Raw genomic sequence first — 23,559 nt, forward strand, 5'->3', positions numbered from 1 at the left:
AAGAATTACTTAATACAAGCGATGAAAAGATGAGTAGATGATTTAGTAGCATTTTAAGAGAGTCCGGTCAGGTGCAAGCGGATAATGCGAACAATTTTCGAATATGGTCTTTGAGCAAATTCATTTGGTAAGGTTTAACTGAGCCGAATGCGGGGGTTGCCCGATATAGCGAACGAGTATCGATTCTGGTACTTTGTAAGGCGATTATTGTGAAGTAGTCGTGAAATTAAGGTGGTAACACGCAAATTGGCGTCCTTTCTCTCATTTATTTGAGAGGGAGGACTTTTTTTGTACATTTTTAGTCAAAGGGAGAGAATGCAATGTTAGAACTAAAGCAAGTCGGTAAGGTTTACCAACGGGAACAACAGACATTTACAGCACTCAGCGATATTTCATTGAAAATTGAAGCGGGTGAAATTTACGGTATTATCGGCTATTCAGGCGCTGGTAAGAGTACGTTGATTCGATTATTAAATGGTTTAGAAAAACCAACCAGCGGGGATGTCTTGGTCAACGGTCAATCAATCGTTGGTTTGAGCGAACAAGCAATGCGACCAATTCGGCAAAAGATTGGCATGATTTTTCAACACTTCAATCTACTCTGGTCAAAAACAATTCTTGAAAATATTGCCTTACCGCTTAAATTAGCGGGGGTTAGTAAGAAGGAACGCTTAGCTAAGGCCAAAGAGATGTTGGCGTTAGTCGAACTAACAGACTTGGGCGCTGCTTATCCTAGCGAACTTTCAGGTGGCCAAAAACAGCGGGTTGCGATTGCCCGTGCGTTAATCAGCGAACCGGCCATCTTACTATGTGATGAAGCAACCAGTGCTTTGGATCCTAAAACAACGAATTCAATTTTAAGTCTTTTAGCTAAGATTAATCAGGAAATGGGCATCACGATTGTGCTGGTAACCCATGAAATGGATGCGGTACGCCGGATCTGCCAACGAATCGCAGTGATGGCGGCCGGTCGGGTAATTGAAGAAGGCACAACACAAGCCATCTTCGAAACGCCACAGGCAGAAGTGACGAAAGCCTTTGTTTCAGAATCATTGGTGATTACGCCTAGCGAAACAGCCGCTTCAATCGAACAGTTGTTGACGCGGGTACCAGAGGGCACGATCGTCAAACTCCGGTTTAACGAAGAACAATCCAGTCAACCGGTCATCGGCCAATTAATGCGCCGCTATCCAAGCGTTGAAGTCAGCGTGATTAGTGGGAGTTTACAACAAACGATTAATGGTGCCCTGGGGTATTTATACATTCAGATTCAAGCTAGTCCAGACGATTTAAAACAGGCATTATCCGACTTAAGTCAACAAACTATCGAAGTAGAGGTGTTAAGACATGGCTAATATCAACGGGTTTCAATCTTATTTTCAATTTAAACAAATCGACTGGCCAACGATGTGGGAAGCGACAGGCGAAACGGTTTGGCTAACAGCTGTCAGTGTCTTGCTAGTGGCGATTCTCGGTTTCTTATTGGGATTAGTCTTATATCAAACGAATGGTAAAACGGATTTTATGAGTCGGTTGTTAAATGGGATTGTCGCTTTATTCGTTAACGTTTTCCGTTCAGTGCCATTCATCATCTTGATCGTGCTTTTGATTCCCATGACTAAGGAATTAATGGGCACCATGATTGGTCCCAAAGCTGCAATTCCCGCATTAATCGTTTCGGCAGCACCATTTTACGCCCGGTTAGTAGAATTAGCCTTTCGTGAAGTTGATAGCGGGGTGATTGAAGCGACCCGCGCACTAGGCGCTTCAAAATGGCAAATTATCTGGCAAGTCCTTTTACCAGAAAGCATGCCCGCACTTGTTTCTGGGTTAACCGTCACCGCGATTTCATTACTTGGTTACACGGCAATGGCCGGTGTGATTGGGGCCGGTGGCTTAGGAAACTTGGCCTATACGGAAGGCTTCCAAGCAAATCAAAATACAATTACGTTAGTGGCGACAATCATTATTTTAATCATCGTGTTCATTTGTCAAAAAGCCGGTGACATGATCATTGCTAAAATTGATCATCGTTAAAACAGAGGGAGAAAAGTAGATGCAAAAAAGATATTTAAGCGTACTCGCCGGGCTTTTAATTGTTGGCTTACTGTTGACTGGCTGTCGCGCTAAAAAAGCAGATCCCAATACGATTGTGATTGGCGCATCAACCATTCCGCATGCCGCCATTTTAAGACACATTAAACCCGAATTAAAAAAAGAAGGCATCACATTGGACGTCAAAGCGTTCAGTGATTATGTATTACCTAATAAGGCTTTAGCCAGCGGTGAATTGACCGCCAACTATTACCAACACATTCCGTTTATGAAAAAGGCTAACCACGATAATGGTTATCACTTAGTGAGTGCCGGTGGGATTCATCTGGAACCACTAGGTCTTTATAGTAAGCGAGTTAAAAAATTGAGTGCCGTCAAAACCGGCGCTACCGTTCTGGTTTCAAATAGTCAAACTGACTGGGGCCGGGTCCTCTCGATTCTAAAAGCAGGCGGCTTGATCACCTTGAAACCAGGGGTCAAAGTTGAAAATGCGACCTTCAAGGATATCGCTAAAAATCCGAAGAAGCTCAAATTTAAGTACACATTTGAACCGAAATTGATGCCTGAATTGTTGAAAAATGATGAAGGTACACTGGTTGCCATCAATTCAAACTATGCGGTTCAAGCCGGCTTCACACCGGAAAAAGATGCAGTGGCAATTGAAAGTCTCTCATCACCATACGTAAACGTCGTCGCCGTTAATAAAGGTGATGAAAACAAACCCGCTATTAAGAAGTTAATTAAAGCACTTAAATCAAAATCAACCCAATCCTGGATTAAAAAACAATGGCACGGGGCGGTATTACCCGTTAAATAATGAAGGAAAAGTCTTATCGAAGGATAGGGCTTTTTTATTAGCATATTTTTGGGAGATAGATAAGAATTGATTCTTTTTTACAATCATTCTTCTATTGAAAAGCGTTCTCATTTAGCTTAGAATTAAGTCAGCAACAACGTGCTATAATGCGATTTTTGGAGGGTCAGTAATGTCTAAATTAGAAATTATCGATTTACACGTCGGAATTGACGGTAAAGAAATTTTAAAAGGTGTTAACTTAGAAATGAATACGGGTGAGATTCATGCCATCATGGGACCAAATGGGACCGGGAAATCAACCCTTTCAGAAACCATCATGGGTAATCCTAAATACGAAGTGCTTCAAGGTGAAATTAAATTAGACGGTCAAAATATTCTTGAAATGCCAGTTGATGAACGGGCGCGCGCTGGCTTGTTCTTAGCGATGCAATATCCATCTGAAATTCAAGGGGTTACAAATGCTGAATTTATGCGGGCTGCTATCAATGCGCGTCGGGCTGAAGATGATCAAATCTCAATCATGGCCTTCTTGAAAAAATTAGATCAACGCATGGCTGTCTTAGATATGACAGAAGAAATGTCTGAACGTTACTTAAACGAAGGCTTTTCTGGTGGTGAAAAGAAACGGAACGAAATTCTACAATTAATGATGATTGAACCTAAATTTGCTATTTTAGATGAAATTGATTCTGGTTTAGATATCGATGCCTTACAAGTTGTTTCTAAAGGGGTCAACGAAATGCGCGGTGACAACTTCGGTTCATTGATTATCACGCATTATCAACGTTTATTGAATTACATTGTGCCTGATTTCGTGCACATCATGATGGGCGGTAAAATCGTAACGACTGGTGATGCGTCATTGGCCAAACGTCTAGAAGACGAAGGTTACGCCGGTATTCGTGATGAGTTAGGGTTAGACATTAAATTAACTGACGATGAAAGTAAATAGGGGGCAGCTTTGATGAAAAAGAAATTAGCCATCACACCTGAACAAGTTGCGGCTTTTTCAATTGCCCATCAAGAACCAGATTGGTTTGCAGCCTTACGCCAAACAGCCTTAGGCCAAATTGAAAAGCTCGACTTACCTATTTTCGAAAAGATTAATTACAAACATTGGCCAATTATGGCTGCGAGTGCGCCTACTTTGACAACTTCTGCGACTGACACACTACCCGAAATGGTCGCTGATTTAACAGCGGATCAACCCTATGTCGTACAAGTTGGACAAACGATTGCTAAATTAAATCTGCCTAGTGAATTAGCAGAACAAGGGGTCATCTTTACCGATATCTTCACTGCTTTACAAGACTATCCTGAATTAGTTCATGAATACTATATGCAAGTGACGGTTAAACCGGACGAGGATCGTTTGACAGCCTTTCACACGGCTTTGATGAACAGTGGGATGTTCTTGTACGTACCGAAGAATGTGGTGATTAAACAACCGATTACGGCTTATTATGTGCAAGATAGCACGCAAGCTACTGATTTTATCCACCATGTTTTAATTGTGGCGGAACAAAATAGTGAGTTTAGTTATCTAGAAAATCTACAAACAATGGGTGATCACAAGAACCTAGCCAATATGGTGGTTGAAGTGATTGCTAAGGATAATAGTCACGTGCATTTTTCAGCCGTTGATGCGTTTGGTAAGTTTGTTACGACTTATCTGAACCGTCGGGGACACTTAATGCGTGATGCCCGGATTGATTGGGCATTGGGCTTCATGAATGACGGCAATATCATTGGCGACTTTGATTCTGATTTGGTCGGCGATGGTTCGCATGCTGAAACGAAAGTGGTCGCTATTTCAACCGGGAAACAGATTCAAGGAATTGATACGCGGGTAACGAATATTGGTCCCCGTTCAATTGGCCATATCTTGCAACATGGCGTTATTTTAGAAGATGCGACCCTGACTTTTAACGGGATTGGGCACATCATCAAAGGCGCTAAGGGTGCCGATGCACAACAAGAAAACCGGGTTTTGATGTTATCACGAACGGCCCGTGGGGATGCCAATCCGCTATTATTAATCGATGAAAATGACGTTCAAGCCGGTCACGCTGCCAGTGTTGGCCGTGTTAATGAACAACAAATGTACTATCTCATGAGTCGGGGCTTGTCTAAAGAAGTCGCACAACGCCTAGTCATTCGTGGGTTCTTAGGCGCCGTCCTGACTGAAATTCCGGACAAAAATGTTCGTCAACAATTAACGGACACGATCGAGAGGAAGTTAATCGATGGGCAAAAGTCTGAACACTAGTCGGCAAGATTTTCCAATTTTAGAACAATTGGTGAATGACGAACCCTTGGTCTATTTGGATAACGCAGCGACAACGCAAAAGCCACAAGCGGTGATTGACCAATTAGTGAGTTACTACCAACATGATAATGCCAATGTTCACCGGGGCGTGCATACGTTGGCGGAGCGGGCGACTGCTCAATACGAAGCTGCTAGAGTTAAAGTTCAACAATTTATCAATGCAGCTTCTTCAGCGGAGATAGTCTTCACAAAAGGGACCACGCAGAGTTTAAACTGGATCGCCGGCAGTTTCGGGCCAACCGTTGTTCAAGCTGGCGATGAAATCGTCATCAGCTACATGGAACACCATAGCAACCTAGTCCCTTGGCAACAACTTGCTAAAAAGACGGGGGCCAAACTACGCTACATCGATCTATTGCCAGATGGTCAGTTAGATTTAGAAGCTGCTAAGCAGGTTATTGGTCCACGGACTAAAATTGTCAGTTTAGCACATGCTTCTAACGTTTTAGGCGTTGTCAATCCGGTGAAGACGATTGCGGCACTAGTCCACGCACAAGGTGGTTATATGGTGGTTGATGGCGCACAAGCTGTCCCGCATATGCCAGTTAATGTGCAGGCGCTCGATGCAGATTTTTATGCCTTTTCAGGGCATAAAATGTTGGGCCTAACAGGGATCGGTGTCTTGTATGGTAAGCAGGACTTGCTCGAACAGTTACCGCCGGTTGAATATGGTGGTGAGATGATTGATTTTGTTGGCTTACAAGAATCGACATTCAAAGAACTGCCTTGGCGCTTAGAAGGTGGGACACCCAATATTGCTGGTGCGATTGGCTTAGGAACTGCGATTGATTATCTGAATCAGATTGGGATGACCAACATCCAGGCACATGAGCAGGCTTTAGTCGCCGAGGCATTACCGGCCTTACAAGCGATTGACGGGTTGACGATTTATGGCCCGCAAGAAGCTAGTCAGCGAACGGGTGTGATTGCTTTTAATCTCGATAATCTCCATCCGCACGATTTAGCAACGGCACTTGATATGGAAGGGGTCGCTGTTCGCGCTGGGCATCATTGCGCACAACCACTGATGCAGTGGCTAAACGTTGCGGCAACGGCTCGCGCGAGTTTCTACCTCTACAATACGTCAGAAGACGTACAAGCCTTAGTGGCCGCGATTCAAGCAGCAAAGGAGTTTTTCCAAAATGGCACTCTCTAAATTAGATAACTTATATCGACAGGTCATCTTAGACCATTCGCAACATCCGCACCATCATGGTCATTTAGACACTGTCGATCATGAAATTGAATTACGTAACCCAACTTGTGGCGATGTGTTGCAGTTGGAGATTGCGCTTGAAGATAACCGGATTAGCCAGATTGCTTTTTCAGGGGAAGGCTGCACAATCAGCCAAGCCTCTGCCAGCATGATGACCGATGCGGTCTTGCATAAGACACCTGCTGAAGCTGAAGTGATGATCGAACGCTTTTCAGACATGGTGATTGGTGATCGCGATGAGGATTGGACAATTCTAGAAGATGCGGCCATCTTGCAGGGCGTTCAACAATTTCCAGCGCGGATTAAATGTGCCACGCTTGCTTGGAAGGCGCTCCACAAAGCGCTCAATAGCGATACCAACACAGCGACAACGGGTCAAATTGTGAACCATGCAGAAACGGAGGGAACAGATTAATGACAGAAGAGACGACGATGCCCCAATTTGAGAACTACGATTACGGCTTTAGCGATGATGTTGAACCCGTCTTTTCAACCGGTCGGGGCTTAACTGAAGATGTTGTGCGCGCAATTTCGCACGAGAAAAAAGAACCCCAATGGATGTTAGACTTCCGTTTAAAATCATTCCATGCTTACGAAAAAATGCCAATGCCCGATTTTGGCCCAGATTTATCCGGCCTTGATTTAGAGCATATGCTGTACTACCAAAAGGCGACTGATAAACAATACCGCGATTGGGAAGATGTCCCTGATAAAATCAAGGAGACTTTTGACCGCTTAGGGGTTCCAGAAGCTGAACGGAAATACTTAGCTGGTTCAAGTGCGCAATATGAATCAGAAGTGGTTTACCACAATATGCGCGATGAATTTGAAAAGCTCGGGATTATCTTTACCGATATGGATACTGCCTTGCGCGAATATCCCGATATCGTGAAGGAATACTTCAGTACTTTGGTTAAACCAACCGATAATAAATTCTCAGCCCTCAACTCGGCTGTCTGGTCCGGGGGGACCTTTATCTACGTGCCAAAAGGTGTGCGGACAGATATTCCAATCCAATCATACTTCCGGATTAATGCTGAAAATTCAGGTCAATTCGAACGGACATTGATTGTTGTTGATGAAGGCGCCAGTGTTAACTACGTCGAAGGCTGTACTGCGCCAAGTTATTCAAGTGATAGCTTGCACGCTGCGGTCGTTGAAGTCTTCGTTAAACGGGATGCTTACTGCCGTTACACGACGATTCAAAACTGGTCGAAGAATGTTTATAGTTTGGAAACCAAACGGGCCCAAGCCATGGAAAACGCGACAATGGAATGGGTTGATGGGAATCTCGGTTCTAAAATGACCATGAAATACCCAAGCGTCTACCTCGATGGTGAAGGCGCACGGGGCACAATGCTGTCAATCGCTGTTGCCGGCGAAGGTGTTGACCAAGACAGTGGCGCCCGGATGATTCACGCCGCACCAAATACGTCGTCATCAATCGTTTCGAAATCGATTGCCAAAGACGGTGGCGCGGTTGATTACCGGGGCACTGTTCGTTTTGAACGCGACAGTGACGGCTCTTTTGCCCACGTCGAATGTGATACGATTATTATGGATGATAAATCCAGTTCCGACACGATTCCGTATAATACAATCTTAAACGGGAACGTCTCAATGGAACATGAAGCCAAAGTCTCCAAAATTTCAGAAGAACAACTCTATTACTTGATGAGCCGTGGCATTTCGGAAGCCAAAGCAACCGAAATGATCATCATGGGCTTCGTCGAACCATTCACCAAGGAACTCCCAATGGAATACGCGGTGGAATTGAATAGATTGATTAGTTATGAAATGGAAGGGTCTGTGGGATAATAAAAAAAGACTAGTGACCTAAAACTTTTAATGTAGCCATCAAAAAAGCCCTCAACTGAGGGCTTTTTTCAGGTTATTAACGTGCATTGATATTAGCAAATAATTTAATACAGTAGAGCGCACTTAGTCCAACTAGGACATAAACAATTCGTGAAATAATAGCTGCTTGGCCGCCAAATAGCATAGCCACAAGGTCGAATTTAAATAAACCATTCAAGCAACATGAAATAAGCAAAAATTGATATGAAAAAGTTTTTGTTAGAGATCCAGAGACAATCTTATTTGCTTTAAATGATGCGTATGGGTATGTGTGGTACTCATATTTCTGGTCAATTTGGCCTAAAAAGCCGATTTTTTCCAAGTTAATAATCAAATACCTCTTCTTTTAAGTATGAAATAACTTCTTTGATAAATAAGTAGGTTATCTATAGAAATAAGGCTATCTTCCTTAATTGTGAGGTAGCCTTATTTTATTGGTAATAAAAAATGATGAAATCCGAAAAGACATATTTTAAACATCAATGGTTAATTTTATTAATATTTAAGTCATAACAATTAAAATTATACTCTTGTGAATTAATTAATAATAGAGTTGTATTAAAATTATATAGGACTAGTATGGAGGTGTAAAGGAGGGATTACAAATGAAAGTTAATAAAAAACTTTTAGTATTATTGGCAGCAATTGGATTATCATTAGGAGGGACAGGCCTAATATCGAATGGTTTAACAAATACCACACCTGTCCAAGCGGCAGCTATGAATAGTAAGCAACAAGCGGTTGTCAACTTAGCTAAGCAACAAGTTGGGAAACCATATGTTTGGGGAGCAACTGGGCCAAACAGTTTTGATTGTTCAGGATTAGTTCAATATGTTTATTCTCATGCAGCGGGAATTAATTTACCACGGGTAACAACGCAACAAGAAAAAAGTGGATCAGAAGTTAGTTTAAGCGCTTTGCAACCAGGTGATTTATTGTTCTGGGGCAGTCGCGGTAGTACATATCACGTTGCTATCTATATCGGTGATGGCAACTTTGTTCAAGCTCCACAACCAGGCCAAAATGTAAAAATTACTAATATGAAATATTATTATCCTAGCTTTGCTAGAAGAGTTTTACCAACTGAATTACCGGCTGAGTCACCTAAACCCGCACAAAGTGAATCAACGGCAAGAGTTACCGCTAACAGTACCTTTGGTTATAGGTCTAGTGGGGCTCAAATGAGTGGTACTAATAATGTTTTTAAAAAAGGAACTAATTGGAAAGTAAATGGCTTTAAAATGATTAATGGTCAAGAAATGTTGTTAGTTGGTGGTGATGAATATATTCCAAGAAAAGATACAACTATTGATAATAGTATTTTAGAAATAAATTATTATTCTAATTTAACGGTGAATACTTATAAAAAAGATGGAACTTTGGCACCCAATAAATTAAAAACTGGAACTAAGTGGAAGAATAGTGGATTTACAACGATAAAAGGGCAAGTAATGTACCAAGTGGGTAGAGATGTCTATCTACCTAAGTTATATACTCAATTTGGGGCCAGCGGCCCAAAACCCGCACAAAGTGAATCAACGGCAAGAATTACTGTTAATAGTACCTTTGGTTATAGATCTAGTGGTGCCCAAATGAGTGGTACTAATAATGTATTTAAAAAAGGAACTAATTGGAAAGTATGTGGCCTTAAAATGATCAATGGTCAAGAAATGATATTGGTTGGTGGAGATGAATATATCCCAAGAAAGGACACAACTATCGATAATAGAGTTGTAGAAGTTAATTATATTCCTGGGCAATCAGTTCCGACTTATAAATTAGATGGAACAATGGCCATAGATAAGCTGAAAAACGGTACTAAGTGGAAAAATAGTGGTTTTAGAATGATTAATAATGAACAAATGTATCAAGTAAGTACGAATGAATATTTACCAAAGAAGTTTACACAGTTTGGACACGTTGATTTTTAAGATAATATTTAAAAAATTTAATTGATTTGAGTACAATATTATTCAGATATACCGGAGGAGATACACATGAAAAGTAAAAAGCTTTTAGTATCACTTGCGACTTTACTGCTAACAACAGGAGCTGCATTACCAGTTTTTAGTAATATAAATAGTGTTAAGGCTGATGCCACAGTACAACAGCATGAGGCACCATTAGTTCAAAATAGTAAGATTGGGCAAGGCTTTTATTCACCTAGTCAAAAATTAGCCCTACCAAATCCAATGTTACGGACAGATCCATCAATATTTTTCAATTCTATTAAGCAAGGCGCTGTAGATACATGGAAGAAGCATAATTTCTTACCATCAGTGACTGCAGCACAAGCCGCAATTGAAAGTGGTTGGGGAACTTCGGGTTTAACTACTGCAGCAAATAATTTATTTGGGATTAAAGGTAGATATAATGGGCAATATATCGTTTTTCCAACTCAAGAATGGGTAAACGGCCATTATGTAACAATTAATGCTGAATTTAGAAAATATCCAAATTGGGCAACTAGTGTAGAAGATCACGGTAATTTCTTTACAGATAATGAACGGTATCATAATTTATTAGGGGTCAAAGACTATAAGCAAGTAGCGAAATTAGTACAACAAGATGGTTATGCAACCGATCCAAATTATGCAGCCACGATTATTCGTGTAATTGAACAATATGGCTTACAAAACTGGGATCAAGAAGCGTTCATTAATACAAGCGTGCCTAAACCCGCACAAAGTGAATCAACGGCAAGAGTTACCGTTAACAGTACCTTTGGTTATAGGTCTAGTGGGGCTCAAATGAGTGGTACTAATAATGTTTTTAAAAAAGGAACTAATTGGAAAGTAAATGGCTTTAAAATGATTAATGGTCAAGAAATGTTGTTAGTTGGTGGTGATGAATATATTCCAAGAAAAGATACAACTATTGATAATAGTATTTTAGAAATAAATTATTATTCTAATTTAACGGTGAATACTTATAAAAAAGATGGAACTTTGGCACCCAATAAATTAAAAACTGGAACTAAGTGGAAGAATAGTGGATTTACAACGATAAAAGGGCAAGTAATGTACCAAGTGGGTAGAGATGTCTATCTACCTAAGTTATATACTCAATTTGGGGCCAGCGGCCCAAAACCCGCACAAAGTGAATCAACGGCAAGAATTACTGTTAATAGTACCTTTGGTTATAGATCTAGTGGTGCCCAAATGAGTGGTACTAATAATGTATTTAAAAAAGGAACTAATTGGAAAGTATGTGGCCTTAAAATGATCAATGGTCAAGAAATGATATTGGTTGGTGGAGATGAATATATCCCAAGAAAGGACACAACTATCGATAATAGAGTTGTAGAAGTTAATTATATTCCTGGGCAATCAGTTCCGACTTATAAATTAGATGGAACGATGGCCATAGATAAGCTGAAAAATGGTACTAAGTGGAAAAACGGCGGTTTTAGAATGATTAATAATGAACAAATGTATCAAGTAAGTACGAATGAATATTTACCAAAGAAGTTTACACAGTTTGGACATGTTGATTTCTAGAGAAGTATTTAAAGAAAGCCAATTCGCGGTTAAACGAATTGGCTTTCTTTATGGTATTAACTTATACAAATTAATACCATTATCTGAGGACATTGAAATTATGGATAAGTTGAGATTAAAGTGAGTGCACCAGTTTAAACAGTAATAGTTATAGGAATAATGATTATTGCTTTTAATTATTTGATATACTATGCGCATAATGAATTATTAACGTGCATTGATATTAGCAAATAATTTAATACAGTAGAGCGCACTTAGTCCAACTAGGACATAAACAATTCGTGAAATAATAGCTGCTTGGCCGCCAAATAGCATAGCCACAAGGTCAAATTTAAATAAACCAACAAGTAGCCAGTTTAAACCGCCTACGATTAATAAGGCAAGAGCGATATTGTCTAAAGTCTTCATATTCAACACCTCCTTCTTTAACTTAAAAATAACATCTTCAAGAAGTTGGGACAATGTAATTGCTCACAATGTTTATTGGAGCAATTTTAAAAATCTAGTGTGATTAAGGTGCATGTCAAGAATGTTATTTAATTTTTTTCTGTTGTAAGATATTAGCAGTAATAAAATGTCAGGAGCGAGTTGAATGAAACAATTTGAACCAGCACGGATTAATGATCAGTATTCTTTAACGCTAAATGAGACAGGCAATGTCATGTTGTCTAAAGTAGGCGTTGGTATTGTGGGACAGATGAGTTATTATTACACGCGTAACGATTTACCGTTGTTTATTTGTCGTCACGAACCACGTGCGGATTTAAGAACAATTCATGATGTGATGGTTCAATTGGACGCCCAGCTGGCAGAAATGGTCGGTTGTGGCTGCTTAATGGTTGGTGGTCAGAACGTGGCACAACAATGTAAAATGGTCTAATTAAAAGAGGACACACTATCTAATGGATAGTGTGTCCTCTTTTGTAGAAAGCTATTTATCTTGTCAAATGTAAAATCGGATATGGTTTATCAAAGCCATCTCGCTGACTCCGTGATACAACTGTAAAACGGTGCTTTAAGTAAAACGCTTTGGCGCGCTGATTTTGTTCGTTCACATCAATTTTATTAATCTGTTGATTATTGATTAGCCAATCTAAGATTTGATGGCCATACCCGCCACCAATGTAATGAGGGTCGAGAAATAGCATCTCTAATTCTTGACCGTTGGTACCACTAAACCCGATTGGCTGGTTATCTAGTGACCAGATTCTGAGGACCGTTTGATCCAGAAAATGGGGAATTTGTGTTTTATAAAAAGTTACGTCTTCAGGTTGTAAGAAATTATGCGTCGCTAAAACGGACCGTTCCCAAATATCGAGGACTAGCGCATAGTCTGAGATGGTTGCTAATTGATTCGATAACATTTTATGACCTACTTTCAGTTTATTGATAGATTAAATTAAATGATTCTCGAAGTCAATTAAGTGATTAATAATGTCCTTTTTGGTCATTTTTAAAAATACGAATGCTGTTTAACCATTTCGGTTAGGCAGTATTTTTTAATTGGCGAAATGCGCTGATATATAATGATGAGAGAACGACATCATTTTATGCGGTTTTATTTAAGAATATCAACTTTACGAATTGTGAGAGAATGATGAAAATTATGAACAAAATTTCGTCAAATTAAATATTTAACGTCATTATCAGAGGGAATTCCGTATATTTGTGATAAAATATTAGCCAATGAACGGTTATTAGGAGGCGGACTGATGTATCATATTAAAATTAATAATATGCAGTTTCATTCGCATATTGGTGTTTTTCAAGCTGAAAAGGATCTAGGTCAGCGTATTGAAATTGATTTAAGGGTGGCAATTATGACGCCTTATCAAGGGGACGAATTAACGGATACGGTCAGTTATGCTGATTTCTATGAAGTGATTGCTCGATTAATCGTCAAATCGCGCGCTAATTTGGTCGAAACAATCGCTCATGAGATTATCCAGGCAATTCACGCCCTTGATACCGAGCGAATTGGCTTAGTTACGGTTAAGGTGCGCAAGATTGCGGTGCCGATTGAAGGCATTTTTGACCATGTCGAAATCGAGATGGAGGGTTGAGTTTGAGCAATCAAGTTTATATTAGTTACGGCAGTAATATGGGTGATTTAAAGGCGAATATTAACCAGGCGCTAGCTCTTTTGGCAGCTGATCCGAAAATTCAAATTGAACGGCAGTCGGCCTTTTACCAAACCGCGCCGGTGGGTCCAGTTGAACAGGCCGATTTTATCAACGGCGCTTTAAAAATTAGTACCGATTATACGCCGGATCAGTTGTTGGTTGTCTTACATCAAATTGAGCAGGCGTGTCGGCGTGAACGGACAATTCACTGGGGGCCGCGAACGTTGGATCTAGATATCATTTTCTTTAATGAGCTGGTCTTACAGAGTGATACGTTAGTGATTCCCCATCCAGAAGCTTTCAAGCGACTATTTGTGCTAGTGCCAATCCTAGAAATCTGTGGGGCCGACTTTTACCAAAAAACAGCGATTGAAGCTCAGATTGATGTCTTAAAGCAGGATCAAACTCAGACGATTAAACGATTAGAAGAGGTAAACGATGATAGAACAAGCAAATCAGCAAATTGAAAAAGATGTGCGTGATATTTTAAAGCAAGTTGGCGATGATCCCGATCGTGCTGGCGTGTTAGAAACCCCACAACGGGTCGCTAAAATGTACGGAGAAGTTTTGGCCTATCAGGGGGAAACCATCTTTAAGGACTATAAGTTATTTGAAACTGAAGAGACCGACGATGATCAGATGGTGATGATGCAAGACATTCCGTTTTATTCGATGTGCGAACATCATATGTTGCCCTTTTTTGGTCAGGTCAGCGTGGCGTATTTACCAGCCAACGGGCAGATTATCGGTTTGAGTAAAATTCCCCGGTTAGTGGATTTCGTTTCAAAAAGATTGAGTGTTCAGGAGAATTTAACGCGTGATATCGGACAAATTTTAAATCAAATATTAAAGCCACACGGGGTTGCGGTTCAAGTGACAGCGCGCCATATGTGTGTTGAGATGCGCGGCATTAAGAAGGCCAATAGTCAGACCCATACGACTTTTTACAGTGGTAGTTTTAAAACCGACCGCCAATTACGCAGCGAATTTCTACAACTATTGAAATAGGGGATTTTAGTATGCAAGATGAGGAAATGGTCACGCAATTACCAGGGATGTTATATGGTGAAGGCGAACGGGTGACGCTCTTGCGCCAGATTTTAAAGGCGATGGGGCAGCCAGATCATGCTTTTTCGTTTATTCATGTGTGTGGGACGAATGGCAAAGGCTCAACGAGTGCGATGATTGCGGCAATTCTGCAAGCATCCGGCTACTCCGTGGGGTTATTTACGAGTCCGCACATCATGGCAGTCGAGGAAAGTATTCAGATTAACCGACAGTTGATTTCAAAAGCGCAGTTTGAACGATTATTGACGACGGTCCAAACCGTTTTGAAAAAACTCGGCTTTGATCCGACGACGGACTTATCGTACTTTGAAACTTTGGTATTGGTGGCGTTGGTCTATTTTAAGCAACAACAAGTCGATTATGTCCTGTGGGAATGTGGCTTGGGTGGTGCGTTAGATGCAACCAATGCGGTTGATCGAGTGGCCTACACAATTTTTACGAAGATTAGCCTCGATCACATGGCGTTATTGGGCGAGACGATTGAAGCAATTGCCACCACTAAATCTAAAATTATTCGGCCACAAACACCGGTTATTGTGGCCCCTGGACAAACGAAAACGGCTTTGCATGTTTTAGAGGTTGAAGGTAAGCGGCAATCAGCACCGCTGCAGATTGCTTCCCGTGATTGGTTAGTCACAAGTCATCCAACCAGTGCGGGCCAAGCGGTGACGGTTAAATTACCCGAGCGTTCACCGTTAACGATTTCTTTGGCCTTGGCGGGGACCTATCAATTAGAGAACCTCCTAACGGCATTGACGTGGTATCGTCAGTTTTGTCGTGATCAAGGGCAAGCACTAGACGAAGCCGTTTTACAACGCGCTTTAGGGCAGGTCCGTTTACCGGGCCGCTTTGAGCGCTTGGCAACAGAGCCGCTAGTTGTGATTGATGGTGCCCATAATCCGGACGGCATTCGGCAGTTTGTCCGGAGTGTCCAAGAACGCTACGGCGATTACGACTTAACGATTGTAACTGGCTTTTTAAAAGATAAGGCGGTTACTGAATGCTTGCAGCTTTTAACGCAACTACCAGCGCGATTTATTTTAACGACCCCCATCAATCAGGATGACCGACAATTACCAGTTGCTGAATTAGGGGCGCTATACACGCAGATAACAGGCCAAACAGCACCTGAATATCCAGCAATTGAAGCAGCTTTAAAGGCGGCTAATCAATCAGTAACCGGGCCAAAACCGCAAGTCATCTTAGTCGTAGGGTCATTTTATTTATTAAAAACAGTTCGGCAACACTTTTTAAATCGGGGAGGATCACATGCAAATTAGCGAAGCACAACCTAATCAAGGAAATCATACGCTGTTAAGCTTTAGTGGGGATGCAGCTGAAATCGAAACATTACAGCGACTTTGTTTAGCCAGTCATTGTCTAATTCAGCAGTTGGATCAACAATGGTTTGGGCAATTTAGTCTTTTTCAACTAGCGGTGTTACAGCGAAAATGGGCACAATATTTTGGACAACCAAATGTGCAATTGACACAAATTTGGCACGCTAAGCAAATTTTATGGACCGGCCCTGGTTTCAAGTTCGATTTAACTGTTGACCCGGTTGTCTATGCGATTATTAACTGTACACCGGATTCTTTTTACGACGGGCAACCGAGCCAAGCGCTGGGCCAGATTATGACGAAAATTGAGGCTGATTTGGCCAATGGTGCCGCGGTGATTGAAGTTGGGGGCAAATCAACGCGCCCAGGTTATCAAGAAATTACGCCGGATGAAGAATGGCAACGGATCGCGCCCGTGATTGCGGCAGTGCAACAGGAATGGCCCAACGCGGTGTTGGCAGTTGATACCAATAATGCGGATGTTATGCAACGGGCAGTCACAAGCGGGGTACCAATTTTGAATGATATCGATGGTTTTAATAAAGCGGCTAAGCTCGAAGTCGTCGCCAACCATCGGCCCGCGGTGGTCACGATGTATAATGGCCGTCATTATCAAAATGATGTTTTTGAAACGCTTGATCAATTTTACCAAGAAACATTAGCGAGCCTAGAGGCGGCCGGGTTAACACGTCAACAAATTGCTTTGGATCCTGGCGTTGGGTTTTCACACGCTAAAAATACAGCGTCACTGGATCTCTTTAAACTCAATAGCATTCAACCAACGATGAAATACCGCGCGCCAATTATGGCGGGGATTTCTCGGAAAAGCTTTATGGAAAGCAAATTTGATTATCCGATGGCAGAACGCTTAACCTCGACGCTGTTATTGGAACAATTGATGGTTGAGCAGGGGGCCCGTATTCTGCGCGTGCACGATGTTTTGGCAACGCATAAAATGATCAATTTATTCAAAGGTTATCAGCAAGCAGATCTATTAATGGCGGTCCGCTCATGAACGATTTGTTAACGCAAATTCAGCGGCTAGCTGAGCAATCGGCAGCGTTTAATGATCCGCCAAAATATCAGATGATTAACGAATTAATGGCGCACCAAACAGCCCCGCTTTATCGGGGAGTCAACGATCAATATCATTTATCGGCTAGTGCACTTGTTTTTAAAAACAATCAGTTGTTGATGGTGCGCCATCCATACTTGCAGCAATGGTTATTACCAGCGGGGCATGTTGAACTGTCTGAAACGCCAGGTCAAACCGCTCTGCGGGAATTACTAGAGGAAACCGGGCTAGTCGGGGAACAAGCGCAGTTGGTGGACGCTAATTTAATTACAATTCCGGAGAATCCAGTGAAAAAGCAAGCAGCCCACATGCACATTGATTGCCGCTATTTAATCACTGCAAAAGAGCAGCCAAGCGCATCAGCCGAGCTCCCTAATCGATGGGTTGCGCAAGATGCAGCACCAGTGGAATTTCAACCCTATTTTAAACTTCAATAAACCAGATATTTTTTAAAAATTAAAAGCATTATTACTAGGAGAAACAAATGGCGATTACAATAAGACATGAAGAAGAAAAAGATTAAAGAGGGGCTAAATAATTGGAGATTAGACGCTATCAGCAGGCGGATTGTCAAGCAGTGGCAGAACTGTTTTATAAGACAGTGCATACAGTGAATGCTGGCGATTATACGAAAGCGCAGTTGGCTGTATGGGCCACTGGTGAGCCTGATTTAAAGCAGTGGGATCAATCGCTGCAATCACATTTCAGTGTTGTCGCACTTGAAAATGATAACCTGATTGGTTTTGGAGATATTGATCAAGCTGGCTATCTCGATCGGTTATTTGTCCATGCCGATTATCAAAGAAGAGGCGTTGCGACTGCTATCTGTCATCAGCTCGAGCAAGCTGTTGCATGCCGAGTTGTCACACATGCTTCGATTACGGCCAGACCGTTCTTTGAAAGTCGGGGCTATCAAGTGATTCGAGAACAACAAGTAGCACGGCAAGGTGTTTTATTGACCAACTTCGTTATGGAGAAAAATAGGTAATCAATAGTTTTTAGTTTTCTATGATAATTCTAATGAACAACCGCTTACATCCATGCTATAATAGAGCCACAATTGAATAACGCATCTGGGGTGCCTAAGAGCTGAGATTATACCCATTGAACCTGATATAGTTAGTACTAGCGCAGGGAAATGTCGTGTCGTTTGTTTATAAACGTGCTTATTTTGGTACCCGTCAATTCTTAATTGGCGGGTATTTTGAGTGCTTGTAAAGCGGCCCCAGAAGTGAATTAATAGGAGGGGCAACATGTCATTTACAAGTATCGTTCGTAAGAAAGTCGCACCATATTGGGAAGGTAGTTTACGGCATCCGTTTATCGTTCAACTGCAAGCGGGGACGCTACCAGAGAAGATATTTCGGTATTATTTGATTCAAGATCATTATTATCTTCGTCATTTCAGAAAGTTACATCAAATCGTCGCCGATCGCTGTCAGGATCAAGAATTAAAAGCGTTGATGACACTAAGCGCAACTGGTTTGAAAGATGGTGAAATGATTATTCGGGAACAATTCTTTGAAGCTTTAAAAATAACGGATGATGAGGTTCAAGCGACCCCTGTTGCGCCGACAACTGATCACTATATTGCTCATATGTATCGGCAATTATTTGCGGATAACCCCGCAATTGCTGCGGCTGGCTTATACCCTTGTGCTTGGTTATACGGTGATATCGGAATGACTTTAAGCCAACGGCCTGCTTCACCTAATCCATATTATCAACGCTGGATTGAAACTTATACAAAGGCTGAATTGCAGGATGAAATTCAAATGATGGGCATTGTTTTAAACCGCTTGTATGCAGCAAGCTCAGCGGAAGATCAGGTTAAAATGGTGCAGGCGTTTGTTCGTAGCAGCCAATTGGAATATCATTTTTGGGAGATGGCTAATCGCAAGGAACAATGGTTGCGCGGGGACGAATACGATGAACAATAGCCGAACGAAGCGATTAACCATCCTTTCGATGATGATTGCACTAGATGTCGTTTTATCGCCGTTATTTCGCATTGAAGGCATGGCACCGATGTCGAGTGTTCTGAACGTTACAGCGGCAGTGTTGATGGGGCCAATTTATGCAACCGTAATGGCGTTAGTGACGGCCGTTTTAAGAATGATGTTACTGGGGATTCCACCTTTAGCCTTAACGGGGGCTTTCTTCGGCGCTTTATTAGCTGGCCTTGGTTACCGGTATGGCGGGCATATTGGCTGGGCAATTGCGGGTGAAATTCTAGGAACGGGTTTAATCGGCTCATTGCTTTCTTATCCCGTTATGATTTGGTTTACCGGCAGTGCTAACGGTTTATTTTGGTTCGTTTACACACCACGCTTTTTTGGCGGTGCCATTTTGGGCAGCCTAATCGCTTGGTTATTCTTGTTTAAATTAAAGGAAACAACGATTTTTAAACGAGTTCAAGCTGATTTTTACAAATAATAAAAAAGAGCAACGCTAAATGCGTTGCTCTTTTTTAGATTGTAGCGGTTTATTTGAATTGTTCTGTTTTGGCTGTTGTTAGCCAGAAGGGTTGAGATGTGACGGTAAAGTGCATATCAAATGCGCGACTGCCCATTTCTTCACCATCAACTTGGCCAAATTCTAACGTTTGGGTTCGAACGATAAGATCGTCAGTTCTAAAATGATGGACCGCCTTATAGCGGGTATGTTTGCCCATCAGCATCATGATGAATAGGTAGCAGAAGAAGAAAACGTTCAGCTTTTCAATCACCACGAGGTCGAGCTTTTGATCATCGACGCGTGCAGAAGGCATAATTGGAACACCACCGCCAAAGTAAGGATGATTTGTCGTCGTGACTAAAAAACCACGGCTGAAGTTTTTAACAGTGCCGTTGGTCTTAACTGTCACTTGGAAGGCATCTTGTGAGGTGAAGGCTTGGATTAGCGAGAAGACGTAAGATAGGGAGCCGATATGAAACTTATTTAAGAAGCGTTTGCTTTTAGAGTTATTGGTGATACTGACAACGGAAGCGTCAAAACCAATACCGACATTGTTGACGAAATAACCGGTCTCGTCTTTGAGGGCATCGTGATAGACACCCAAATCGATATTGACGGGGGCGGTAGTTGCAAGAATCTGTTCGAGAGCTTGCAGTGGGTCGCTATTTAAGCCAATTCCGCGAGCGAAATCATTGCCAGAACCGCAAGGTAAATACGCAATAGGAATGTCGGTTTTACCGGCGCTTTGGACGCCATTAATCGCTTGGTTTAAAGTGCCATTACCACCGACAATCAGTAAAACTTGATTGGTTCGTTTAAAGCGGGCAAATTGGTAGGCAATCCGAGTGGTATGGCCGGGATAGCTAGAAATTTGTAGTTCGTATGAAATGCCGCGTTGCTTGAGGACGGTTTCAATCTGCGGCCAAATCTTCTGGGCTTGGCCAGTACCAGCAACTTGATTTAAAATAATATAAAAATGTGGCGTATCAGCCATTCGGATACCCCCTTTCAGAAAAGATATTCGGTGTATATTATAGCGGGAAATGACAAGTTTTGCTACCTAAATTTTTGATAAGAATTTAAAAAAAGGGCGATACAAACGTGAGTTTGTATCGCCCTTAAAGGTTTTATTCGTTACTTTGAATGATCATTGGTAAAATCATTGGATGACGTTCCGTCTTTTCAAATAAGAAATCTTGAAGGCCGTCAATAATTGCTTCTCGGACTTGGCTTTCAGTGACCTTGTCGTTAGCATTAAACGTGTTGACGATCATTCTGAAAACCCGTCGTTGAGCTTCGCTGATCAATTCACCAGATTCACGCATATAGACAAATCCCCGTGAAAGGATATCAGGACCGGCGAGAATGTTTTTCTCACCGAAGTTAATAGTTGCGACAACCACGACTAAGCCTTCTTCAGAAAGCATTTTACGATCGCGAAGGACAACATTACCGATATCACCAATCCCGTTACCATCAACATAAACGTCATCGGCACTGAAATGGCCAGCAACATGTGCTGAGTCAGCGGTTAAGGCTAAGACATCACCATTTTCAAGGATGAAACAATTATCTGGTTCAACGCCACATTGTTGGGCGAGTTCGGTATGAATCTTTTGCATCCGGTATTCACCATGACAAGGCATGAAGAACTTAGGTTTCATCAAACGCAACATTAATTTTTGTTCTTCTTGGCCACCATGACCAGAAGTATGAATGTTGTTGACCTTACCATGGATAACTTCAGCGCCTGCTTCAGAAAGCTTATTGATAACGTGGTTAACACTTGTTGTATTCCCAGGAATTGGATTACTTGAGAAAACAACTGTATCGCCAGGTTGGATTGAAATCTGACGGTGAGTACCGTTAGCAATCCGGCTCAAAGCAGCCATTGGTTCACCTTGAGAACCCGTACAGATAATCATCACTTTATCAGCAGGTAATGAGTTAAGTTGACTTGCATCAACTAGTGCTTCATCAGGAATATTTAAATAACCTAATTCACGACCATTAACAACGGCAGCTTCCATACTACGACCGAAGACCGCAATCTTCCGACCATTAGCAATCGCTGCATCAGTTGCTTGTGAGACCCGTGAAATATTAGAAGCGAAAGTTGCGAAGATAATCCGGCCTTCAATCCGTTCCACAATGTGGCGGATTGAATTACCAACAAAACGTTCTGATTTCGTGAAGTTAGGCACTTCAGCATTGGTACTATCAGACATTAAGCAAAGGACGCCTTCTTCGCCAAGACGTGCCATCTTTTGAAGGTTAGGAGAAGGTTGATTACCAACAGGTGTTAAGTCAAACTTGAAATCACCAGTTTCAACAACAACCCCTTGAGGTGTATGAATCGCAACCCCTAATGTATCAGGAATTGAATGGGTTGTTCGGAAGAAATCAACACTTGTTTTGCGGAATTTAAGGACGGTATCTTCGTTTATTTCATGTAGTTCAGTAGACCGCAAAAGACCGTGTTCTTCCAACTTGCCACGAATTAAAGCAAGGGCTAAAGGACCTGCGTAAACAGGAACGTTTGGTACTTGTTGTAAGAAGAAAGGCAACCCACCAATATGATCTTCATGACCATGGGTGATGACAAGGGCTTTGATTTTTTGTTGATTCTTTTGAAGATATTGATAATCGGAAATGACATAGTCAATGCCTAATAATTCATCTTCTGGAAACTTGATGCCGGCGTCGATAACGATAATTTCATCTTGGAATTGAACACCGTACATGTTCTTACCAATTTCGCCAAGACCCCCTACGGCAAAAACGGCTGTTTCATTGTTTTTTATATTGAGTTTCATTTACTTAGAACTCCGTTAATGTGAAGTCTTCTGATTCTTGTTCGTAAGCTAAATGTTCACCGGTAAGTTCTTGTACAAATTCAATATTGTAGGGTGTATTGTCTTCAACAAGTTGACGTGCTTCAACGGCACTGTTAGCTTCAAGATAGAGTGATTTAGTTGCCTCACGTAGAGGACTTTGTGTTTTGTCTGCTTGGAAAAGTACTTTATAAATCAATTGTAAAACTCCTTTGATATTCATCTTATTTTTAAACGAAAGTTTAACCGTCCAGAGGTTGATTACTCAACATTTAAGAATATTTTAGCATATCTTTTAATTAAAGTATACATTGGGCAACGGCCTCGTAATAGCGAGTTTAGTCTAATTCGGTTATAATTATGACAACCGTTACAATTAGAAAGAGGGGGTTGCCATGTTAATTTGGTTATTACTACTAGTCCTAATTGGATTGGCGGGCGGTCTGGCTTGGTTCATTCACCGGATTCGTCGGCAAAGAGCCATGCGGATCTTACAAAGTAGTAGTCAAGAAACGGTAGACGAGATTGTCAATATTGCTTATCAAAGACTATTGACCGCACAACCGCAATTTTATACGAAACAAGCAACGTTAACTGCCAATTTACCAACAGAGGTTTGGGGCGGTAACGTGATGTTGTTTGAGTATCGCGTGAACGTTTTACAAACGGATATGTCGTTAAAACCGATTACGGAAACGTTAGAACAGACCTTAAATGAGGTTGCAGACGAACGACGAATTGCCTCCGTTAATCCTAGATATCCAGCGTTAGTCATTACGGATGCTTGGTTATTGGATCAGGATTACCATTTTGACGTGGCATTTATTGTCAATCGAGAAACAATTGAATACGTCAAAGATATGGCACGAGTAATGGACTAAATTTGAA

The 23,559-nt window shown here is 41.5% G+C and carries 25 protein-coding genes, 1 pseudogene and 1 riboswitch; of the genes and pseudogenes, 20 read left to right on the forward strand and 6 right to left on the reverse strand.

Features of this window, described 5'->3' with window-relative positions:
* The first annotated feature begins 320 nt into the window (after positions 1-320).
* From ACPBEH_RS00850 to sufB, 8 genes are all read left to right on the forward strand, one after another.
* Entirely contained in the window at positions 321-1,355 is a 1,035-nt protein-coding gene (locus ACPBEH_RS00850; protein WP_424349378.1) for a methionine ABC transporter ATP-binding protein, read from the forward strand.
* Positions 1,348-2,037, forward strand: coding sequence for a methionine ABC transporter permease (locus ACPBEH_RS00855; RefSeq protein WP_424349379.1), 690 nt, complete (start codon positions 1,348-1,350; stop codon positions 2,035-2,037). Before ACPBEH_RS00850 ends, ACPBEH_RS00855 begins: the two co-directional genes overlap by 8 nt.
* A 19-nt stretch (positions 2,038-2,056) precedes the next feature.
* On the forward strand, positions 2,057-2,872 hold the full coding sequence (locus ACPBEH_RS00860; protein ID WP_424349380.1) for a MetQ/NlpA family ABC transporter substrate-binding protein: 816 nt from the start codon (positions 2,057-2,059) through the stop codon (positions 2,870-2,872).
* Positions 2,873-3,041: 169 nt separating this feature from the next.
* Complete coding sequence (sufC, locus tag ACPBEH_RS00865) at positions 3,042-3,824, forward strand: Fe-S cluster assembly ATPase SufC (protein WP_011374812.1); 783 nt, start codon at positions 3,042-3,044, stop codon at positions 3,822-3,824.
* A 12-nt stretch (positions 3,825-3,836) separates the two neighbouring features.
* Positions 3,837-5,141: a Fe-S cluster assembly protein SufD gene (gene sufD, locus ACPBEH_RS00870; RefSeq protein ID WP_424349381.1), complete on the forward strand. Its 1,305-nt coding sequence runs from the start codon at positions 3,837-3,839 to the stop codon at positions 5,139-5,141.
* On the forward strand, positions 5,119-6,357 hold the full coding sequence (locus tag ACPBEH_RS00875; protein ID WP_424349382.1) for a cysteine desulfurase: 1,239 nt from the start codon (positions 5,119-5,121) through the stop codon (positions 6,355-6,357). The genes sufD and ACPBEH_RS00875 overlap by 23 nt, the downstream gene beginning before the upstream one ends.
* Complete coding sequence (sufU, locus tag ACPBEH_RS00880) at positions 6,344-6,832, forward strand: Fe-S cluster assembly sulfur transfer protein SufU (RefSeq protein WP_011374809.1); 489 nt, start codon at positions 6,344-6,346, stop codon at positions 6,830-6,832. Before ACPBEH_RS00875 ends, sufU begins: the two co-directional genes overlap by 14 nt.
* Positions 6,832-8,235 (forward strand): Fe-S cluster assembly protein SufB, encoded by a 1,404-nt coding sequence (gene sufB, locus ACPBEH_RS00885; RefSeq protein WP_104964132.1) that lies wholly within the window; start codon positions 6,832-6,834, stop codon positions 8,233-8,235. Before sufU ends, sufB begins: the two co-directional genes overlap by 1 nt.
* A 76-nt stretch (positions 8,236-8,311) precedes the next feature.
* On the opposite strand, the gene ACPBEH_RS00890 is transcribed toward sufB, so the two are convergent.
* Complete coding sequence (locus ACPBEH_RS00890) at positions 8,312-8,470, reverse strand: DUF378 domain-containing protein (protein WP_424350077.1); 159 nt, start codon at positions 8,468-8,470, stop codon at positions 8,312-8,314.
* 409 nt (positions 8,471-8,879) lie between these two features.
* On the opposite strand from ACPBEH_RS00890, the gene ACPBEH_RS00895 reads away from it, so the two are divergent.
* Together ACPBEH_RS00895 and ACPBEH_RS00900 are read left to right on the forward strand one after the other, a co-directional pair.
* Positions 8,880-10,205 (forward strand): C40 family peptidase, encoded by a 1,326-nt coding sequence (locus tag ACPBEH_RS00895; RefSeq protein ID WP_424349383.1) that lies wholly within the window; start codon positions 8,880-8,882, stop codon positions 10,203-10,205.
* Positions 10,206-10,271: 66 nt separating this feature from the next.
* A complete protein-coding gene (locus tag ACPBEH_RS00900) occupies positions 10,272-11,774 on the forward strand; it encodes a glycoside hydrolase family 73 protein (RefSeq protein ID WP_424349384.1) in 1,503 nt (500 codons plus the stop codon).
* A gap of 207 nt (positions 11,775-11,981) precedes the next feature.
* Here ACPBEH_RS00900 and ACPBEH_RS00905 read toward each other — a convergent pair whose 3' ends face one another.
* A complete protein-coding gene (locus ACPBEH_RS00905; RefSeq protein ID WP_096584847.1) occupies positions 11,982-12,182 on the reverse strand; it encodes a DUF378 domain-containing protein in 201 nt (66 codons plus the stop codon).
* A gap of 184 nt (positions 12,183-12,366) precedes the next feature.
* Between ACPBEH_RS00905 and ACPBEH_RS00910 the strand changes: the two genes are divergently transcribed.
* Positions 12,367-12,654, forward strand: coding sequence for a hypothetical protein (locus ACPBEH_RS00910; protein ID WP_076632434.1), 288 nt, complete (start codon positions 12,367-12,369; stop codon positions 12,652-12,654).
* Between the two features lie 55 nt (positions 12,655-12,709).
* Here the strand turns inward: ACPBEH_RS00910 and ACPBEH_RS00915 are convergent, their stop codons facing one another.
* Positions 12,710-13,138, reverse strand: a complete 429-nt coding sequence (locus ACPBEH_RS00915) for a GNAT family N-acetyltransferase (RefSeq protein WP_424349385.1) — start codon at positions 13,136-13,138, stop codon at positions 12,710-12,712.
* Between the two features lie 348 nt (positions 13,139-13,486).
* Here ACPBEH_RS00915 and folB point away from each other — a divergent pair, with 348 nt between their 5' ends.
* The 8 genes and pseudogenes from folB (at position 13,487) to thiW (ending at position 19,816) form a co-directional block, all read left to right on the forward strand.
* Positions 13,487-13,837 (forward strand): dihydroneopterin aldolase, encoded by a 351-nt coding sequence (folB, locus tag ACPBEH_RS00920; protein WP_424349386.1) that lies wholly within the window; start codon positions 13,487-13,489, stop codon positions 13,835-13,837.
* Positions 13,838-13,875: 38 nt separating this feature from the next.
* Positions 13,876-14,905, forward strand: a pseudogene (gene folE, locus ACPBEH_RS00925) (GTP cyclohydrolase I FolE).
* A gap of 11 nt (positions 14,906-14,916) precedes the next feature.
* Positions 14,917-16,245 (forward strand): bifunctional folylpolyglutamate synthase/dihydrofolate synthase, encoded by a 1,329-nt coding sequence (locus ACPBEH_RS00930; RefSeq protein ID WP_424349387.1) that lies wholly within the window; start codon positions 14,917-14,919, stop codon positions 16,243-16,245.
* Positions 16,235-17,320: a dihydropteroate synthase gene (gene folP, locus ACPBEH_RS00935; RefSeq protein WP_424349388.1), complete on the forward strand. Its 1,086-nt coding sequence runs from the start codon at positions 16,235-16,237 to the stop codon at positions 17,318-17,320. The genes ACPBEH_RS00930 and folP overlap by 11 nt, the downstream gene beginning before the upstream one ends.
* Complete coding sequence (locus ACPBEH_RS00940) at positions 17,317-17,817, forward strand: NUDIX hydrolase (RefSeq protein ID WP_424349389.1); 501 nt, start codon at positions 17,317-17,319, stop codon at positions 17,815-17,817. The genes folP and ACPBEH_RS00940 overlap by 4 nt, the downstream gene beginning before the upstream one ends.
* 101 nt (positions 17,818-17,918) lie before the next feature.
* Positions 17,919-18,368, forward strand: a complete 450-nt coding sequence (locus ACPBEH_RS00945; RefSeq protein WP_016265236.1) for a GNAT family N-acetyltransferase — start codon at positions 17,919-17,921, stop codon at positions 18,366-18,368.
* 76 nt (positions 18,369-18,444) lie between these two features.
* A riboswitch (TPP riboswitch) is annotated at positions 18,445-18,534 on the forward strand.
* A gap of 99 nt (positions 18,535-18,633) precedes the next feature.
* The gene (gene tenA, locus ACPBEH_RS00950; protein WP_424349390.1) at positions 18,634-19,320 is read left to right on the forward strand and encodes a thiaminase II; all 687 of its coding nucleotides are present in this window, start codon (positions 18,634-18,636) and stop codon (positions 19,318-19,320) included.
* Positions 19,310-19,816, forward strand: coding sequence for an energy coupling factor transporter S component ThiW (gene thiW, locus ACPBEH_RS00955; protein WP_424349391.1), 507 nt, complete (start codon positions 19,310-19,312; stop codon positions 19,814-19,816). Before tenA ends, thiW begins: the two co-directional genes overlap by 11 nt.
* Before the next feature lie 49 nt (positions 19,817-19,865).
* On the opposite strand, the gene ACPBEH_RS00960 is transcribed toward thiW, so the two are convergent.
* The 3 genes from ACPBEH_RS00960 to ACPBEH_RS00970 form a co-directional block, all read right to left on the reverse strand.
* Positions 19,866-20,831, reverse strand: a complete 966-nt coding sequence (locus ACPBEH_RS00960; protein ID WP_424349392.1) for a diacylglycerol/lipid kinase family protein — start codon at positions 20,829-20,831, stop codon at positions 19,866-19,868.
* A 133-nt stretch (positions 20,832-20,964) separates the two neighbouring features.
* Positions 20,965-22,653 carry a ribonuclease J1 gene (gene rnjA / locus ACPBEH_RS00965; protein ID WP_016265232.1) on the reverse strand — a complete coding sequence of 563 codons (1,689 nt, stop codon included), beginning with the start codon at positions 22,651-22,653 and terminating at the stop codon, positions 20,965-20,967.
* Positions 22,654-22,657: 4 nt separating this feature from the next.
* Positions 22,658-22,870 carry a DNA-directed RNA polymerase subunit epsilon gene (locus ACPBEH_RS00970; RefSeq protein ID WP_424349393.1) on the reverse strand — a complete coding sequence of 71 codons (213 nt, stop codon included), beginning with the start codon at positions 22,868-22,870 and terminating at the stop codon, positions 22,658-22,660.
* Between the two features lie 196 nt (positions 22,871-23,066).
* On the opposite strand from ACPBEH_RS00970, the gene ACPBEH_RS00975 reads away from it, so the two are divergent.
* Positions 23,067-23,552, forward strand: a complete 486-nt coding sequence (locus ACPBEH_RS00975; protein ID WP_424349394.1) for a hypothetical protein — start codon at positions 23,067-23,069, stop codon at positions 23,550-23,552.
* The last annotated feature ends 7 nt before the right edge of the window (positions 23,553-23,559 follow it).

Origin of the sequence: Latilactobacillus parasakei (assembly GCF_049674265.1) — a bacterium.
In the GTDB taxonomy this organism is placed as follows: domain Bacteria; phylum Bacillota; class Bacilli; order Lactobacillales; family Lactobacillaceae; genus Latilactobacillus; species Latilactobacillus sakei.

Bases quoted from the DNA above. Each gene is read 5' to 3' on its own strand.
- ACPBEH_RS00905 (WP_096584847.1), bottom strand. From the start codon at position 12,182: ATGAAGACTTTAGACAATATCGCTCTTGCCTTATTAATCGTAGGCGGT.
- sufB (WP_104964132.1), top strand. From the start codon at position 6,832: ATGACAGAAGAGACGACGATGCCCCAATTTGAGAACTACGATTACGGC.
- ACPBEH_RS00900 (WP_424349384.1), top strand. From the start codon at position 10,272: ATGAAAAGTAAAAAGCTTTTAGTATCACTTGCGACTTTACTGCTAACA.
- folB (WP_424349386.1), top strand. From the start codon at position 13,487: ATGTATCATATTAAAATTAATAATATGCAGTTTCATTCGCATATTGGT.
- ACPBEH_RS00960 (WP_424349392.1), bottom strand. From the start codon at position 20,831: ATGGCTGATACGCCACATTTTTATATTATTTTAAATCAAGTTGCTGGT.
- ACPBEH_RS00915 (WP_424349385.1), bottom strand. From the start codon at position 13,138: ATGTTATCGAATCAATTAGCAACCATCTCAGACTATGCGCTAGTCCTC.
- thiW (WP_424349391.1), top strand. From the start codon at position 19,310: ATGAACAATAGCCGAACGAAGCGATTAACCATCCTTTCGATGATGATT.
- ACPBEH_RS00875 (WP_424349382.1), top strand. From the start codon at position 5,119: ATGGGCAAAAGTCTGAACACTAGTCGGCAAGATTTTCCAATTTTAGAA.
- sufU (WP_011374809.1), top strand. From the start codon at position 6,344: ATGGCACTCTCTAAATTAGATAACTTATATCGACAGGTCATCTTAGAC.
- ACPBEH_RS00975 (WP_424349394.1), top strand. From the start codon at position 23,067: ATGTTAATTTGGTTATTACTACTAGTCCTAATTGGATTGGCGGGCGGT.
- folP (WP_424349388.1), top strand. From the start codon at position 16,235: ATGCAAATTAGCGAAGCACAACCTAATCAAGGAAATCATACGCTGTTA.
- ACPBEH_RS00910 (WP_076632434.1), top strand. From the start codon at position 12,367: ATGAAACAATTTGAACCAGCACGGATTAATGATCAGTATTCTTTAACG.
- ACPBEH_RS00850 (WP_424349378.1), top strand. From the start codon at position 321: ATGTTAGAACTAAAGCAAGTCGGTAAGGTTTACCAACGGGAACAACAG.
- ACPBEH_RS00930 (WP_424349387.1), top strand. From the start codon at position 14,917: ATGCAAGATGAGGAAATGGTCACGCAATTACCAGGGATGTTATATGGT.
- ACPBEH_RS00940 (WP_424349389.1), top strand. From the start codon at position 17,317: ATGAACGATTTGTTAACGCAAATTCAGCGGCTAGCTGAGCAATCGGCA.
- ACPBEH_RS00895 (WP_424349383.1), top strand. From the start codon at position 8,880: ATGAAAGTTAATAAAAAACTTTTAGTATTATTGGCAGCAATTGGATTA.
- ACPBEH_RS00855 (WP_424349379.1), top strand. From the start codon at position 1,348: ATGGCTAATATCAACGGGTTTCAATCTTATTTTCAATTTAAACAAATC.
- ACPBEH_RS00860 (WP_424349380.1), top strand. From the start codon at position 2,057: ATGCAAAAAAGATATTTAAGCGTACTCGCCGGGCTTTTAATTGTTGGC.
- tenA (WP_424349390.1), top strand. From the start codon at position 18,634: ATGTCATTTACAAGTATCGTTCGTAAGAAAGTCGCACCATATTGGGAA.
- sufC (WP_011374812.1), top strand. From the start codon at position 3,042: ATGTCTAAATTAGAAATTATCGATTTACACGTCGGAATTGACGGTAAA.
- sufD (WP_424349381.1), top strand. From the start codon at position 3,837: ATGAAAAAGAAATTAGCCATCACACCTGAACAAGTTGCGGCTTTTTCA.
- rnjA (WP_016265232.1), bottom strand. From the start codon at position 22,653: ATGAAACTCAATATAAAAAACAATGAAACAGCCGTTTTTGCCGTAGGG.